Source organism: Mesorhizobium sp. M0478, from assembly GCF_040321305.1.
Lineage (GTDB): Bacteria > Pseudomonadota > Alphaproteobacteria > Rhizobiales > Rhizobiaceae > Mesorhizobium.
Genome location: NZ_JAMYRH010000012.1, coordinates 195,359 through 209,724, shown reverse-complemented (window position 1 = coordinate 209,724; position 14,366 = coordinate 195,359). Strand labels below are relative to the sequence as shown.

General features: G+C 59.2%; 12 protein-coding genes. 5 read left to right on the top strand and 7 right to left on the bottom strand.

Annotated features, from left to right (window positions below; all coding sequences use genetic code 11):
* Window positions 1–562: 562 nt before the first annotated feature.
* From NKI64_RS25350 to NKI64_RS25340, 3 genes are read right to left on the bottom strand one after another with little or no spacing between them, the layout of a single operon-like run.
* Window positions 563–1,219, bottom strand: coding sequence for a hypothetical protein (locus NKI64_RS25350; RefSeq protein WP_352670751.1), 657 nt, complete (start codon window positions 1,217–1,219; stop codon window positions 563–565).
* A complete protein-coding gene (locus NKI64_RS25345) occupies window positions 1,203–1,613 on the bottom strand; it encodes a phage holin family protein (RefSeq protein ID WP_352670748.1) in 411 nt (136 codons plus the stop codon). Before NKI64_RS25345 ends, NKI64_RS25350 begins: the two co-directional genes overlap by 17 nt.
* Before the next feature lie 17 nt (window positions 1,614–1,630).
* Entirely contained in the window at window positions 1,631–2,188 is a 558-nt protein-coding gene (locus NKI64_RS25340; protein WP_245260344.1) for a hypothetical protein, read from the bottom strand.
* A gap of 241 nt (window positions 2,189–2,429) precedes the next feature.
* Between NKI64_RS25340 and NKI64_RS25335 the strand changes: the two genes are divergently transcribed.
* From NKI64_RS25335 to galE, 3 genes are all read left to right on the top strand, one after another.
* On the top strand, window positions 2,430–2,870 hold the full coding sequence (locus tag NKI64_RS25335; protein WP_352670745.1) for a hypothetical protein: 441 nt from the start codon (window positions 2,430–2,432) through the stop codon (window positions 2,868–2,870).
* 769 nt (window positions 2,871–3,639) lie between these two features.
* On the top strand, window positions 3,640–4,677 hold the full coding sequence (locus tag NKI64_RS25330; protein ID WP_027049395.1) for a UDP-glucuronic acid decarboxylase family protein: 1,038 nt from the start codon (window positions 3,640–3,642) through the stop codon (window positions 4,675–4,677).
* Window positions 4,677–5,756, top strand: coding sequence for a UDP-glucose 4-epimerase GalE (gene galE / locus NKI64_RS25325; protein ID WP_023713087.1), 1,080 nt, complete (start codon window positions 4,677–4,679; stop codon window positions 5,754–5,756). The genes NKI64_RS25330 and galE overlap by 1 nt, the downstream gene beginning before the upstream one ends.
* A 64-nt stretch (window positions 5,757–5,820) precedes the next feature.
* Here galE and NKI64_RS25320 read toward each other — a convergent pair whose 3' ends face one another.
* The 3 genes from NKI64_RS25320 to NKI64_RS25310 all read right to left on the bottom strand — a co-directional run bounded on the left by NKI64_RS25320 (window position 5,821) and on the right by NKI64_RS25310 (window position 9,899).
* On the bottom strand, window positions 5,821–6,390 hold the full coding sequence (locus NKI64_RS25320; protein WP_023699168.1) for a DUF995 domain-containing protein: 570 nt from the start codon (window positions 6,388–6,390) through the stop codon (window positions 5,821–5,823).
* 229 nt (window positions 6,391–6,619) lie between these two features.
* Window positions 6,620–9,106, bottom strand: coding sequence for a sulfatase-like hydrolase/transferase (locus NKI64_RS25315; protein ID WP_352670740.1), 2,487 nt, complete (start codon window positions 9,104–9,106; stop codon window positions 6,620–6,622).
* Window positions 9,107–9,380: 274 nt separating this feature from the next.
* Complete coding sequence (locus NKI64_RS25310; protein WP_023746383.1) at window positions 9,381–9,899, bottom strand: hypothetical protein; 519 nt, start codon at window positions 9,897–9,899, stop codon at window positions 9,381–9,383.
* 717 nt (window positions 9,900–10,616) lie between these two features.
* Here NKI64_RS25310 and NKI64_RS25305 point away from each other — a divergent pair.
* Complete coding sequence (locus tag NKI64_RS25305; RefSeq protein WP_502901398.1) at window positions 10,617–12,800, top strand: glycosyltransferase family 2 protein; 2,184 nt, start codon at window positions 10,617–10,619, stop codon at window positions 12,798–12,800.
* Between the two features lie 201 nt (window positions 12,801–13,001).
* Window positions 13,002–13,241 (top strand): hypothetical protein, encoded by a 240-nt coding sequence (locus NKI64_RS25300; RefSeq protein WP_023670631.1) that lies wholly within the window; start codon window positions 13,002–13,004, stop codon window positions 13,239–13,241.
* A 36-nt stretch (window positions 13,242–13,277) separates the two neighbouring features.
* Here NKI64_RS25300 and NKI64_RS25295 read toward each other — a convergent pair whose 3' ends face one another.
* Window positions 13,278–14,291: a glycosyltransferase family 2 protein gene (locus NKI64_RS25295; RefSeq protein WP_027049390.1), complete on the bottom strand. Its 1,014-nt coding sequence runs from the start codon at window positions 14,289–14,291 to the stop codon at window positions 13,278–13,280.
* Window positions 14,292–14,366: the final 75 nt, after the last annotated feature.

Here is a 14,366-nt window from a genome sequence, read left to right as displayed (position 1 = left end):
ACACAGACGTGAGCGGTCGTCCCTAAAGCGGCGTGTTGTCGTTGGCCTGCCGGGCGGCTTCGGCCTCGGCGACGTCGATCGTGCAAAGCTCGTTGCCTGCCTGATCGCGCATCCGTACCAGCCATCCAGTCAAATCGTCGTCGCCGGGTTGCAGGGACGAGCAGGTCGATCGCGCAACGGATCGCCTCGGCGCGAGCAGCCTCAAAACTTGGCATCACGGCAGGCGGAACCTGGCGAGCCTGGTCGCCGTCGCGATATTCGAACGTATAGACATTGCTCTGCCGGCCGCGGACATTGCCGGATTCCGGTGTCCTATTGAAACCGCCAATTCTATCGACAGGCATTTCGAAGGTCGCGGTCTGAACAAGCAGGGCTTTTGCACGTCGATTGCCCCCAGCGCGCCGTCGGCGACGTCGCCTCGCGCCATTTCGACCGCGATAGATTCACCCCCTGGCCCTCAAACACCACTCTAACAAGAGGCAGGCCGGAAGGCGCGGCCGCCTGTCCAATGTTGATTCCGACGATATGCATGGGGATACCTTTGACGCTCAGTTTCGCACTCTCAGTGCTTTCGCTGCTCGTGCTCATCCGCGCGGACGAGATAGTCGCTAGCTGCGGCCAGTACGGCCAAGAACGCAGCGGCATATCTGGCAAACCCGAAGGCCTGCGCGGCGGCCAATTTCGCACCGCGTGCATGCTCGGCGATAAATGCATCCGTCGCATCCTGAACTTCAGCTCCAGCCTTGCCGAATAGGGTGCGCTCCTTGGCTGTGGGCTCAAACGCCTTACCGATTATGTGGCCGAGCAGCAGGCCACCCGCAGATCCAGCGAGCACCTTGGCCCGAAACAGGTTTGTGATCGCCTTGCGCGGATGGGCTTCATAACGAATTGACGAGGCGTCGGCATGCGAGGCGCCGGCGACCTTATCTACAGCTATATCGTCGGCGCCTGCCGGGCCATGCGTGCTTCGCCTGCCGGCGTCAAACACCGCAACTGCACCCAGTGCGACCGCGGCAGCAGTGCCGCCATTATTCTTGACGGCGTCCGACACACCGCCTAGCGCCTTCGCCACCTTCTGCTTCGCGTACCGGGTGGACGCATCGACCAGATTTCGGGGCTGCAGGCGCCGGCTTATCTCGCTGACAGGTTCAAACAAAGCCTGCCGCTCTGTGCGGCTTTGCAGCATGATCTCGCGCATCTCTTCACTGGGTTGAGCCAAAACGCATCCCCTGTTTCAATGCCGCGATGTCAGTGCGCACCTGGTTGACGGTTTCGACAGGTGTGATGGTCCATCCCGCGAGCGCTCGCTTCGCAAGATAGAGAAACAGCACGCCGCCTACCCCCAGAAGCGCTGCGACGATTAGGCAAGCTACCATCGGACCGACACCAAAGTGGATCATAGCGAGGATCAGGAACTGGACCATGGCCAATGCAGCCAAGACAAAGAGCACCAGTGCGGCGATGCCGCACGCGCCTGACGAGACGATCGTAGACGTCTTAACCTTCATCTCGGCTTGGAGAAGACGAAGATCGAGGCGCATCAGCGAAGCGAGATGGCTATACCCTTCGCTGAAAACGCTTCCCAAGGGTCGGAGATTGGAACCATCATCCATCTGGAACGCTCTTCGTGTCAGGACCGATCGGAGCTTCGCATGATCCGGGTCAGCACAACGCCGGCCAGGATGCCTACGCCGAAAAAGGCCGCCGGTTGGCGCTGGGCGAATTTCGTGACCGAGTCGAGCAGTTCACCCACGTTGCGGTCCCTGATATCCGACGAAATCCGTTCGACACCTTCGGCCGCGCTCCGAACCATGCCTGCAACCTGCGGGGATTGCTTCTCGATTCCATCAGCCGCCTCCTTCACGGAATGGGCAATGTTGGCGATCGCGTCGGCGCCGGCGGTCTTGTTCGACTCCACCGCTTCCTTGAAGGCGCCCGCAGCATCCGACGCAACCGAACCGGCATAATTTTTCGCGTCAGTCGTCACCGAAGCGGCAGCGGTTTTGAGATGCCCTGCGGTTTCGGCAGCGCTCGACTTTAGTTTGCCGAGCGCTTCCTTGCTGCTGTCGGCCACCTCGGCATCGTTAGTGTGTAGCCAGTTCAGGTCGCTCGATGATCCAGTGGGGTCGTTGCTGATTGATGTGTTCACGGTTTTCCACTCCTGTTGTTGTGAAGTGAACTCGGCCAATGGCAACCTGTTCCTGCCTAGAGCGAATTTTCCTGCCGCGAGGTCTCACTAGTAGCTCTAACATGCTATTTTCGATTTGGCCTGCTGCCGGAACAGAGCAGAACTCGGGCATCTGCACCAACCGCTTCGGATCTTGCCGGGCTAACGTCAACGGACTTCCAACCAGCATCTGAAATCTGAGTGCGGAGAACTGCTCCAGCACGCGATGCAATCTTGGAAGCGACGTTCTTGGTGCACCAAAATGCCCGATCCAACGAAGCCCGCTATCGATTTCAGCTACCAATACCTGCCCTACGGAACGCAACTCGACAACGACTTGGCCGAGCTCGTGCGCAGCGCCGACGAAACAATCGACGCGCTGGCCGATGTGCGGCGGGCCGACGGGGCACTGCCGAACGCAAAGGTAACGGTCGACAGTCTTTCTCCGGCCGTCCTGGCGCTGCTGCGTGGCGACGGCCCGACTGGATCAACAGGGCCGACGGGACCGGCTGGCGTCGGCGCGACGGGGCCGAGCGGTCCCGCGCGATCGACGCCCCAACCGCAGCTTCTAAGGCGTTCGACAGAAGGGACGACGACCGTTTTCGCGCGGCTTCGACTGGATCTCTGCTTCCGACATCCGCAAACCATACGCGGATCGCTTCAGAATGGACCGGGTATTGGGGTATGCTGCATCTGCCAATGAAGGCGCTGCGGCTGCGGAGAGCGGTTGTGTGCGTCAAGCCCGGGCCGCCGGTGAAAGAGATAGGCGTCCCGGGCGATCGGTTGCGATTACGCCCGCCTCGTCGCGCAAGATCTCGTCGGGCAGTTGAGGGCTGACCTGGCGGGGGTTCGGCACGCTTTGGGAACCAACCGCATTAGCTTGTAAGATTTTATTGACAAGGTCCCATGTACTAATATTTTCGATATTTTCAAATGCTAGACTTCTGTCAGTATAAGTTTTGCTAAAGCAAGTATTAGTCTTAGATCTGCCTATTTTTTGCGGAGGTGAGAGTGTCTTGATGGCCAAATTTCCGCCGATCGGCTGTCGAAAAATCAGAAAAATGGTCTTTATATTACTGTGGTCCATTCAAATTTATAGCCCAATTCTCGGCTTTATGCGGCTGCGCTGCCGCCCCGCGATTAACCACTCCCGAATGAACACGGTTAACGATTCGCTAATTTAGTTGACTATGTTTTGCACAGGTATATTTTCGAAACGTTGGGATGTGCAATTTGGGCGAGCAATGGGCGATGGTGGCATCAGGCGCGTGACCGCGGTTTCGGGCGTATCGGATGCTGAACGGCAGCTAATAGCCGCGTAGCACCGCCCAGCAACTCAAAAAGCAATCGACAGACAACAGGAGTGGACGATTCCGCGGGAGCGGAAGGTTTGTGACGTTCTCAGGAACGTCGCCCGGCAACGCTATGGCCGGCAGTAGTGTGCGCAGTGCGTAAGGGCGAAGGGGTGGAGTATGGGTAGAACTGTCAATGTTCTGAAACTCGGGGCCGGGAACACCCGAAGGGGCGCGAATTCCAATCGGGGTCGCGCGCTGGTTGCCGGTGGGGCAGGATTCCTGGGTTCGCATCTGTGCGAGCGTCTTTTGCGGGATGGTTACGACGTTGTCGTGTTGGACAATTTCCACACCGGCAAAAGATACAATCTCAACGCCCTCGTGCGCGATCCGCGATTTACGTGCATCGAGCACGACATCGTCGACCCACTGCCCTTGGATCTCCAGGTCGATGAAATCTACAATCTCGCCTGTCCGGCGTCCCCGCCGCATTACCAGGCAAATCCGATCCATACGTTCAAGACAAGCGTGCTTGGTTCGCTGAACCTGCTCGAACTCGCGCGGCGGAACAATGCGAAGATATTTCAGGCTTCGACGTCCGAAGTCTACGGCGACCCCCTGGTACATCCGCAGCCGGAAGGCTACTTCGGCAACGTCAACCCGCACGGTCCGCGATCCTGCTATGATGAGGGCAAGCGTTCGGCCGAGACGCTGTTCTTCGATTATTCGAGAACGTATAGCCTCGATGTCCGCGTCGCACGGATCTTCAACACCTATGGCCGCCGCATGCAACCAGACGATGGCCGCGTCGTGTCGAACTTCATCGTCCAGGCTTTGCGCGGTGACGACCTGACCGTCTACGGCAGCGGCCGGCAGACCCGTTCATTCTGCTACGCGGACGACCTCATCGAAGGTTTTATCCAGTTGATGAACGCACCGAGCGCACCGCAGCACCCGGTCAATCTCGGCAACCCTGCCGAATTCACCATTCTGGAACTGGCGACACAGGTGCTCGAATACACCAACTCACGTTCGAAGATCGTGCATCGGCCGCTGCCGGTCGACGATCCCAAGCAGCGTCGGCCGGACATCTCATTTGCCCGGGAAAATCTTGGCTGGGAGCCAAAGATCAGCCTGAGCCAGGGGCTCGCGCATACCACGGCGTATTTTGACGCCCTTCTCTACCCGAACCGGCGCGTCAAAGAAGCTGCGATGTAATGAGCCGCCCGGCAATCCTGGTGACGGGTGGGGCCGGTTACATCGGCAGCCACACCTGCAAGCTGTTGTCAGCTGCCGGCTACCTGCCCGTCGTTTTTGACAATCTGAGCCGTGGCAATGAGAGATCCGTTGCCTGGGGGCCGCTTGTTGTCGGCGATATCCGGGACCGGGAGGCGCTACAGCAGGCGATCAGCACCTACCAGCCGCAAGCGATCATCCACTTTGCTGCGCTCGCTTATGTGGGCGAGTCTGTTCACGAGCCCGCAGAGTATTATTCGACCAATGTGTCGGGTACCATCGCGGTGCTTGATGCGGCACGCTCGAGTTCTATCGAAAACATTATCTTTTCAAGCAGCTGCGCGACGTACGGCGTGCCCGAAACACTGCCCATTCGAGAGACGTCGGCGCAAAATCCAATCAGCCCCTATGGGCGAACCAAGCTGATGGGCGAGCAGATCATCAGCGACTATGCCAGCGCCTACGGAATGAAATATGCGATCCTGCGTTATTTCAACGCCTGCGGCGCCGATCCCGACGGCGAGCTCGGTGAGTGGCACTCGCCTGAAACGCACCTGATCCCGCGCGTGCTCATGGCCGCATCAGGCACCATCGACGAGATCGAGGTTTTCGGCACAGACTACGACACGTCGGATGGCACCTGCGTGCGCGATTACATCCATGTCAGCGATCTGGCCCGCGCGCATCTGAGGGCTTTCATGCATCTGGAGGCGGGTGGCGAAAACCTGTCGGTCAATCTCGGCACCGGGCGCGGGGTTTCGATCAAGGAGATTCTCCAGGCGGTCACCCGGATGACGTCAAAATCGGTTCCGGTTGTCTTCCGGCCCGGGCGCCCGGGAGACCCGGCGGAGCTCTATGCGGACCCGATCAAAGCGCGCGAACACCTGGGCTTCGTGCCGGAACTTTCCGACATCGATACCATCGTCAGGACAGCCGCCCCGTTCTTCGGGCTGGAGGCCACCGCGTTCACAATTCCGATGCCGACGGCGAGGCGCCGCCGGTCAACTGCGCCAGGAATGCCAAATGCATTGGAGGACATCACCAGCTCGCAAAGCTGGTAGTCGTCCCTGTTTGTCGTTGTCGGGGACGTGGGCTCATTGAGGTGGGTGAGCTTCTCGGCGAGCCTCAACTTTTGGAATCGATCGAGGTACGGATCTTGTCGAACTGCGCGCCCTTTGTATCGCCTTCCTCGAACTTTCGTTGCTCGTCGGAAGGGTCTCCCGGAGAGTGCCGGAAACTGTACCAGACACCGTCCGGATCCTTGCGCTGTTCGAGGGTCCCACTCCGGAAGCGGTGGCTGAAACACGTGCGGATCGGCGCTGCGGCGTAGGTCTTGGACCGCCAGACGAGATCCATGCACATCTTGCCATCGTTGCTCAGATGCCATCTGCCTTCGCCGACAGAAGCCGTGTCTTGCTCGGAGGTCCAGGCCCGGACCGGTCGATCCTTCTGTCCGAAATAGGCCGCTCCGTTATCCCATATCCACGTGCGGTCAGCATAAACAAGCTGAAGTTGGAAAGCCGTGGGAACGGCAACGGCATCTGCAGGGCCGCTGTCTTTGGGACCAGCTGCGTGCGCGGCTCCGCAAAGCGCCATCTGGCACCAAATGGCCAGGACGGGCGCAAGCGAGATGGCAAGTCGATGGCGCCTCGCCCGGCTCGCTGACTCAAATGGCAATCCGGTCCTGTTCGTCATGCTGAGCGGTCGCATTCAATGTTCGCTTCCCAAGCGGGCGTCGACCAGCCGAGCATACCGCAAGAACGGGCCCGGTCCGTCCTGCGCTGACAAGTGGCTCCACGCTGCAACCGTCAGTGTTTCGCATGCTAGTGAGTACCCCTCGAAGATGTCAACCGGTAGGACGGTCAGTGTCTGTCGCGGCGCGCACGGGCTGCAAATCGAGGACGACGGTCTGCCACGCGGCACGCTATAGACATCCCTCGACGAACGGGCCGCTAACCCATAGCGAGCCGTTGCTGTACATGGCGGTCCCGTTGTCGTCGGTGTAGCCGTGCGATTGCTCGTCGACACGCAGCCTGGTGTTTGGCACCAACTGACCGTTCACCTTGACGCTCTTGATGAACAGATTGCGATCACCTGCCTTGCCGTCTCCGCCCCACAGGTCGTTGCTGTAGCGAAGCTCGATCGTCTTCGGGTTAGGCACGCTGCTGAGATCGATGTGGAACGGCTTGGCCAGGGTTGACGCCTGCATCAGCTCCGCCATGGCGGCTTCCGGCGTCGAAGCGACGCTTTCCTTGCCCGGGACGTCGATCTCGGCAGTGGTCTTTCCGTCGACCACGACGTCGAACCGAGGCGCGCCCCGGAGATTAATGCCGGCAGCGTCGACCTCCAGACTGGTGATGGCGCAACGTCCTGTCTCTTTCGCCGCGGCGGCCACCAGGTCGGCCACGCGCTCTCTCTGCGATTGCACCCATCCGGCGATGGGCTGCAGCAGCGCGTTTCGATCGCCGGTATCAGTGAAGAGGTTGGTTCGCTCATCGGAATCGGCCTTGAGGTCGTATTCCTCCACCTTGCCGGTGGTCGCGTTGAAGATGACCTTTCGATCGTTCTCGCGATAGCCGAACAGGAAACCGGCCCAGGGATTGAAGAAGAAGGTCTTGTTTGGCCGTTGCTCGCTGAACAAAGTGCGCCCCTGCCACTGCTTGGGCAGCGCAAGTCCGAGTATGTCGAAGATCGTCGGGGCGATATCGACGATGCCGCCGACCGGGTGAGCAACTTCATCATGAAAGAGATGCTTGTTGATCATGATGAGCGGGATGTGGATGTTTTCCTCGTAAATCGCGCTGGCATGAATGTAGTCGCCATGCTCCCCGAACGCTTCGCCGTGATCGCCCAATATGACCACCAGCGTCGAATCGAGCTTGCCAGACTGCTTGAGCGATTCAAGGATCTCGCCAAGGGCCGTATCGCCGACCTTCAGGGCGTTGAGATAGGCATTGAATTTCTGGTCGTCCGAGTAGTGGACCAGCGTGTTGCCATCGGAGGAAGGCGCCATCTTCGAAAACATCGGGCTGTCGGTGATGTAGGGGTAATGGGTCATCGCCGTGAACATGATGCCGAAGAAAGGTTTTGCCTCGTCCTTGTTCATCCAATCGATGATCGACTGCGCCGTGCAAAGGTCACTGTTGTAGTCCATGTTTTTCCACTGCTCGGAGCTGAGCTTGAAGGTCGGGGTGCCGCATTTCTGCCCCCGGTAGTCCTGGACCACATCCAGTCCCTTGTTGAGGAAAAACTCATCGACCCGTTGGAATCGGGAATCCGCGCTCCAGAAAAACCCTGTGCGGAAATTGTTCTTGGACAAGGTGTTGGAGATCGAGTCCAGCGGCAGATAGGGATACCTTGCCGTCATGCCATAATATGAAATGTCGTTGTACATCGAGGTGAGCAGAGAAAATATCGAGTAATGCGTGGACGGTGCGTGCGCATATATGTTGTCGAATCGTATCGAGTCCTTTGCATACCTCTTCATATTCGGCGTGACCGGATACTTGCCGCCAAACGTCTCGATGTATTTGGATGGCACCGACTCCATCATGAAAATCAGCACGTTCTTGATTGGGTTCGGCGTCGGCGCCTTGAAGGTCGACGTTTCCGGCGGTCGCTCGCCGACGCTGGCGACATCCGGGTCATTGGTGCTGGCATTCATCGTCAGCACGACCGGCGTTGGATTGAGCAGGGCCGATTTAACAAAATACAGGATCGGATTGTCGATCTCGGCCGCCGGCAGCGCTTCCGCACGTACGTGGTGTCCACTACCGGCGATGGCAGCGCCGACACACACAACGAGCACGCCCAGGAAGGCCCCGTAGCCAGCGGCGCTCAGCCGCTGGCACAAACTGGCCGCGGCATAGCCAAGAATGAGCACCAGGATGACGGACCCGGAAAGGGTAGCGAAGTCCTTGATGTTGAGCGCGTCGCCCATCGCGTTCCTGGCATCGGCATTCTGCAGGAAGTCGCCATAGACCAGCCACTGGAACGTGAACGGTTCGCCCAGCATTTTGACGAGATTGATGTTGGCAAATCCCCAGCCCAGAGAGACCACGATAGCAACATAGAAGAGCAAGACGACGATTGCTGAGCCGAGACGGCTCGCCTTTGCCAGGAACAGCAGGATCAAAGTCGTCACAGTCAGGGACGTAACGACAATCAGGTCATAGTAGCTCGATGCCAATCCCTTGGGGACGGCCGCCAAAAGGCCTAAAACCGTGGTTTGCGGATCAATGATTGCGCCGCGGTAGACACCCAAAAGCAGCCACGACAACAGGCCCGTGCAGATGACCCGCAGGCTCCTGCGCCGGAAGCGCACATTCTTCGCCGAAGCGGTCCCCGCCTTCGACTGCGTAAGGCCGCTCTCAGGTCGGCTCGCCGACCCCCTACTGCCGCCGATGCTCATACAAACTACCCGCCGCCAGTTTGCGCTTCGGCCCCAAACAATGGCCGACAGCCTTCAAACCCCCACCCGCAGAATCGGCTTGCGCTAAAAAAGAGTCAATGAAATGGAGCTTGCGTTAACCACGTCTCTTGAGAACTGGTTATCCACGCGATAATCGGCGAGGCGTTGTGCCCAGGTGAGCTGTTCCATCAACTGGGCACCCGCCATATGAATTGACGAACGGCGGGCGCCGTCGACCGCCCGCCGTCATGACGTTTCAGTACTGCGCAGGCAATCAGCCGCCGCGCAGACGCGTTGGGCTCAGGCTCGCGACGGTCATGCCCTGCTGTTGGGAAGGACACGTCGGCAGAAAGCGGCTCGCATCCGCGTATGTCATGGTCGCGATGGAGCTCTTTAGCCCCCCACGCTTGGCGATCCAGCCGCGAACCCAGCCAGGGTAGTTTTTCATCATGAAATTCGCGGCCACCTGATTGCCGCGCGCAGAAACGCCATACGGCAGGTGAAAGCCGAACGACGCGCTCTGCGTAATGCACACCTTGCTCTTGGGCATCGACAGATAAAGCGTGCAGGCCGAGTCGCACGAACCGTTGAACCGCACAAAAGTGCCACTGCGACGCATTTTTAGCGCACGAATGGCATAGTCGATCACATAGCCGCCGCGATCGCCACTGATGGTCTTGACGTTGGCCGTGCCAAGGCTGATGCGCGGACGCAGCAATTCTCCTGCGGAGCTTGCCGAGACCAGTGCGCCGATCAAACCGAGCGCACCGAGAAACTTCATTGTCGTTTTCATTTGCGCCTCCTGCTATGCCGTCAATGACTAGCTGGGAGGCGTAAAAATTGAATATTCCGTGTCGCTAAATTTGAATCAGTCGATCGATTATGCAGTCGTTTTAGAACCTGATTGACGATTTGGTTTACCAATGACGCAGAAGCATGATCACTGAAAAGTAAACCTGTCGCAGGCATCATTGCAGATGACTGTGCTGCGTAGCGCAATCGGCGGATTTGGATCAGAGGAAGTCGGATGGCCGTTGGTGGCAAGGAGCGGAGGAGGTCAAAGGAAGGCAAGCCTCGCCGCGTCTGCGTCGTGACGAATGCAATCGACCATGGCGGCGAAGATGGCGCCATGGTCGAGTTGGCCAGGCTTTTTGCCGAAGAGGGGGACGACGTCACCCTGCTATGGGTTCCAGGCAGGGATGCTCCAACGGAGGAGGCCGCGCGCCACCGCGAGCTGGAGGCGGCATCGGTGCGGCTGGTCATTCTCGACAAGTCCGATCAGCTGCTTCCTTGGCTGACGACACCCGAGAGCCGGTCCGCCGCTGTGCTGCATTATCTCGAACGGTCCGGCCACGATTTGGTCTACGCGCCCCTTGAGGGCGGGCTGCCTTACTACACGCTGCTAGCTGTCGAGACTGCGGCTTTTGCCGCGCCGCCGATCGTGGTCGTCGCTCACGCTCCGGAAGAATGGGAACATGAAGCCGACAAGGCGTTCTTCGACAGCGCCGAGGTGATTGCCGTCGCCTATATGGAGAAATACTGCGCCGAGATGGCGAACCGGACGATCTGTGTGTCCGCAGCCTTGCGACACTGGATGTTGTCGAAGGGTTGGAAGGTGAAGAAGGCGATCGTGACGCCGATGTTGCCGCTGCAGCATCGTCTCGCTCCAGCCGGTGTGCGATCGTCGACGGGCGGAGAACTTGCCGTCTTGGCCGGATGGCGCTTCCGCGATGGCCTGACGCTGCTTTGCGACGCGCTCGACATCATAGCGCCAATGGCGCCAAAAGGGCTGACGGTCACCGCATTCGGTCCATTTGGAAAGATCATGGGCGAGCACAGCGGTGGACTGCTGCTGAGACGCGCCGAGCGGTGGCCGTTCAAGGTCAACCTGTTGGCGCACGCAAGCCCCGCCGCAAAGCTCGACTACGTCGCGCGGGCCGGCGCGATTGCCGTCATCCCCGCCCACGCCGCATCGACGGGCGGCACCGTTGCCGCATGCATCGAGGCGGGATTGCCTTTCGTTGCGACCAATGTCGACGCGAACGCCGAGCGCTGGAGTGCGCAGGCGAGGCAGCCGCGGCTGGTCGATCCTGACGCCGCCGCGTTGGCGCAGGCCATTTCGGCGGCGCTCGACGACCCGCCTCGCCCACTGCCTGTCGACAGCCTGAGCCAATGTCGGCAGTCCTGGCTGGATACGCGCAACTTGCCGACGCCAACTAGGCGCTGGCGCGTCGACAAAAGTGCCGGGTCGTCACCCCTGGTCTCTATTGTCATGGCTCATCGCAACCGGCCGCTCTATCTTAAACAGGCAATCGCTGCGATCGAAGCGCAAACCTATGATCACCTGGAACTGGTTCTGGTCGACGACGGAAGCGACCTGGATGAAGTCAGGCGATTGCTGGATACGCTGGAACCGACCTTCCGTCAGCGCGGGTGGAAGATTCTGCGCCGACCGCACAAGCACCTCGGTGCGGCGCGAAATGCCGGCATCCGCGCTTCGCATGGCGAGCTGATCCTGTTCGTCGACGACGACAACGCGCTGTTTGCGGAGGCCGTCGATCATTTCGTGCGTGCGATGGCTACATCGGGTGCCGACATCTGCACTGCGTTCCAACTGATCTTCTACGAGGATTTCGTGCCCGAAGATCGCGCCGACGGGCTGATCCAGTACCTGCCTCTGGGTGGTCCCGACGCGCTCGGCCTGATCCATAACGTCTACGGTGACGCGAATGCGATGATGCGCCGGTCTGTCTTCTCGCGGATCGGGTTCTTGATCGAAAAGCCGGGCTACGCCATGCACGACTGGGAATTCTTTGCTCGAGCCTCTCTCGCCGGTCTCAAGATCAGGACGATTCCAAAGCCGCTATACTGGTATCGCTCGAAACCGGATGGCATGTTTCGGACGTCGAACTGGTACGACAACCGGCTTCCCATCCTGGAGGCGTTCAGGTCGAGCCTGCCCGATGGCGCCCGCCTGCTGCATCATTTGGCCATTGCCCAGAACGCGCACCGGTCTGAAATTGAAAGTGCCCGCGAAAACCTGAAATATACCCCCGGCAATCGGAAATATCTGGAGCTTTGCGACATCGAGCCGAACAGCGATGCGGCCATAGAGAAGCTTGCCAGCATTGCTGGGTCGATCGGCCGCCCCGATACGGCTGCCACTTTGCTTGGGCGCCCCGCCACAGACCACAATGCCGCCGACCGTCCTGATGTCGGCGGCGGTTCTATCATTCTCGACTACGACATGCTGCGGAGTGCGCGGTTGCTTACACCCCGCGTCTCGGCTCTCCCGCTGCTGCTTGTCGCACCGGACGACGGCGGGGTGTTCTTGCGTCCGCATGCGGACGGCCCGGTCGCTGCATCGCTTGATCATCATTTTCCAGCCTTCTTCCGGAAGGTTGAAGCATCCGTCGAAATCGCTCATGCCGATGCGCCGGCGATGGATTTTGCTCTCGCCCTTGCTCGACCCGACCAGCCCATAGATTGGCAACAGGACATCGGCAAGCAAACGATCGCCTTCTCAGGCTGGATGAGCATCGAAGACAGATTTGTGCGTCATCACTTGGTGGCAACGCTTCGCACACGAAGGAAGATGCTGCTTTCAATCGTTCTCGCCGTTCGTTTCACCGCAACGTCCAACGGTTTTCCCACGAATGCGTTCTTCCGCACGCTGACACTGTTCAGCGACTAAACGTCGATCCAACCAGGCAAGGGAGATCCGAGCGCAAGCCAGGCCCGTTCATCGGTCGTGCGCGTTAACCACGTTGGTGGAACCTTCCAAGAATGGTTGACAAAACGTTAACAGACGCTAATGTTTCAGTGGGTTGAGTAGGTGGGGTGCGTTATGCGTAGGATTCATTCTCTACTGTTGGGTGGACTTAGTCTGCTGGGGTTGAGCGTCGCTTTTTCTGACGCGGCGCAGGCGAAGACCGAAGTTGGCGTCAAGGAAGCCGAGCTTGCCTGCGAGCAGGCCCTTAAAACCGGCACCATCGAGGCACTTGAGGATTATCTGCACCGGTACCCGAACGCTCCGACAGCCTGCAAGGCGCTTGCTCTCAACAGTTTGGGCCAGTTTGCGGGCGGTGAAGAGGGCAAAGGCCACGGTGAAGGCGGCGGCCGCTACGGCGGATAAGCATCAGCCGGATTTTCCCTCAGTAGTTCGAGCACATCAGGTGGCGTAGTCGCTGCGCTGGTGTTGCATGGCCAGGGTCGAAACGAAACCGGCGAAGGGCTCCGAGGTCTTCATCCAGCCGAGTTCGACGAGTTGCGCGCCGTCACCCCGATAGCAGACGGAGCTTTGGTTCCGAAGCGCGAGTTTCGGATTGCGCTCCAAGGCCTCCATGTAGGCAGCGCGCTCCTCAAGCGTCTTTTCCTTGAGCTGCGCATTTTCACTCAGAGACGACGCTGATTTCTGGCGGAATCCCCAGACGAATTTGAAGTGCAGCAATGCGACGCGCAGTTCGCTGAATCGGACCTTGCTGATCGTGTGCTGTGCGACGTGATAACGCGTGCCGCGCCCCCATTTCACGATCGGCACCTTTGTCAGGCACGGGGGAAAAGTTTGCTTGAACCGGCCGTGCCAGAAGACCCGTTCCCTCACGCCACCGAACATCTGCTCGGGTGGGTACATACCGTCGCGCGGGCGCAGCCATCCCGGCTCCGGGTCGAAGTAGGGTGAAGCTTCAACAAGCGGGATCTTGCCATCATAGCTGTATTCGGCCAACGGGCCATCGGCGTACATGTCGATCATGGAGCCTATGACAGCATCGACGCCGGTCGAATCGAGGTAGCTGCAAAGCTGCTGGAGATTTGCCCGCTCAAAATCGGGATAGACGAGAAGTTCGTCGGCGTCGATCGAAAGGCACCAATGGCCGGTGCCGAACACATTCATGAGCGTGTTGATCCATCGCGGCGGATCGATGTTTTCAGCGAAATGCGATCCTTCCGTGTGGAAGCAGTGGCTGTCCGGCTGCTCCAGGATCAATTCGCGGGTCCCATCCGTGGAGCCATTGTCCAGGAAGAAGAACCGATCGACGCCCAAGCCGCGGTAGTGGTCGAGAAGTTGCCGCAGCAATTGGGCTTCGTTGCGCAGTCCGACAAAGCACAAGATCTCGCCATCGGTCACGTCAATGGGCCGGTCGTCCAGTCGCGCGAGATGTTTTGGGGATCGAAGTTCAACCATCCGAGGTAATCAACCAGTTTACGCGAAAGGCAGGTACGCTGCTGAGAGTCCCGCGAAACGATTATCAAAGTGTTA

What these genes read in the sequence shown, in the direction of transcription:
- NKI64_RS25335 (WP_352670745.1), top strand. Translation starts at nt 2,430, where the DNA reads ATGCCCGATCCAACGAAGCCCGCTATCGATTTCAGCTACCAATACCTG.
- NKI64_RS25345 (WP_352670748.1), bottom strand. Translation starts at nt 1,613, where the DNA reads ATGGATGATGGTTCCAATCTCCGACCCTTGGGAAGCGTTTTCAGCGAA.
- galE (WP_023713087.1), top strand. Translation starts at nt 4,677, where the DNA reads ATGAGCCGCCCGGCAATCCTGGTGACGGGTGGGGCCGGTTACATCGGC.
- NKI64_RS25315 (WP_352670740.1), bottom strand. Translation starts at nt 9,106, where the DNA reads ATGAGCATCGGCGGCAGTAGGGGGTCGGCGAGCCGACCTGAGAGCGGC.
- NKI64_RS25330 (WP_027049395.1), top strand. Translation starts at nt 3,640, where the DNA reads ATGGGTAGAACTGTCAATGTTCTGAAACTCGGGGCCGGGAACACCCGA.
- NKI64_RS25295 (WP_027049390.1), bottom strand. Translation starts at nt 14,291, where the DNA reads ATGGTTGAACTTCGATCCCCAAAACATCTCGCGCGACTGGACGACCGG.
- NKI64_RS25310 (WP_023746383.1), bottom strand. Translation starts at nt 9,899, where the DNA reads ATGAAAACGACAATGAAGTTTCTCGGTGCGCTCGGTTTGATCGGCGCA.
- NKI64_RS25320 (WP_023699168.1), bottom strand. Translation starts at nt 6,390, where the DNA reads ATGACGAACAGGACCGGATTGCCATTTGAGTCAGCGAGCCGGGCGAGG.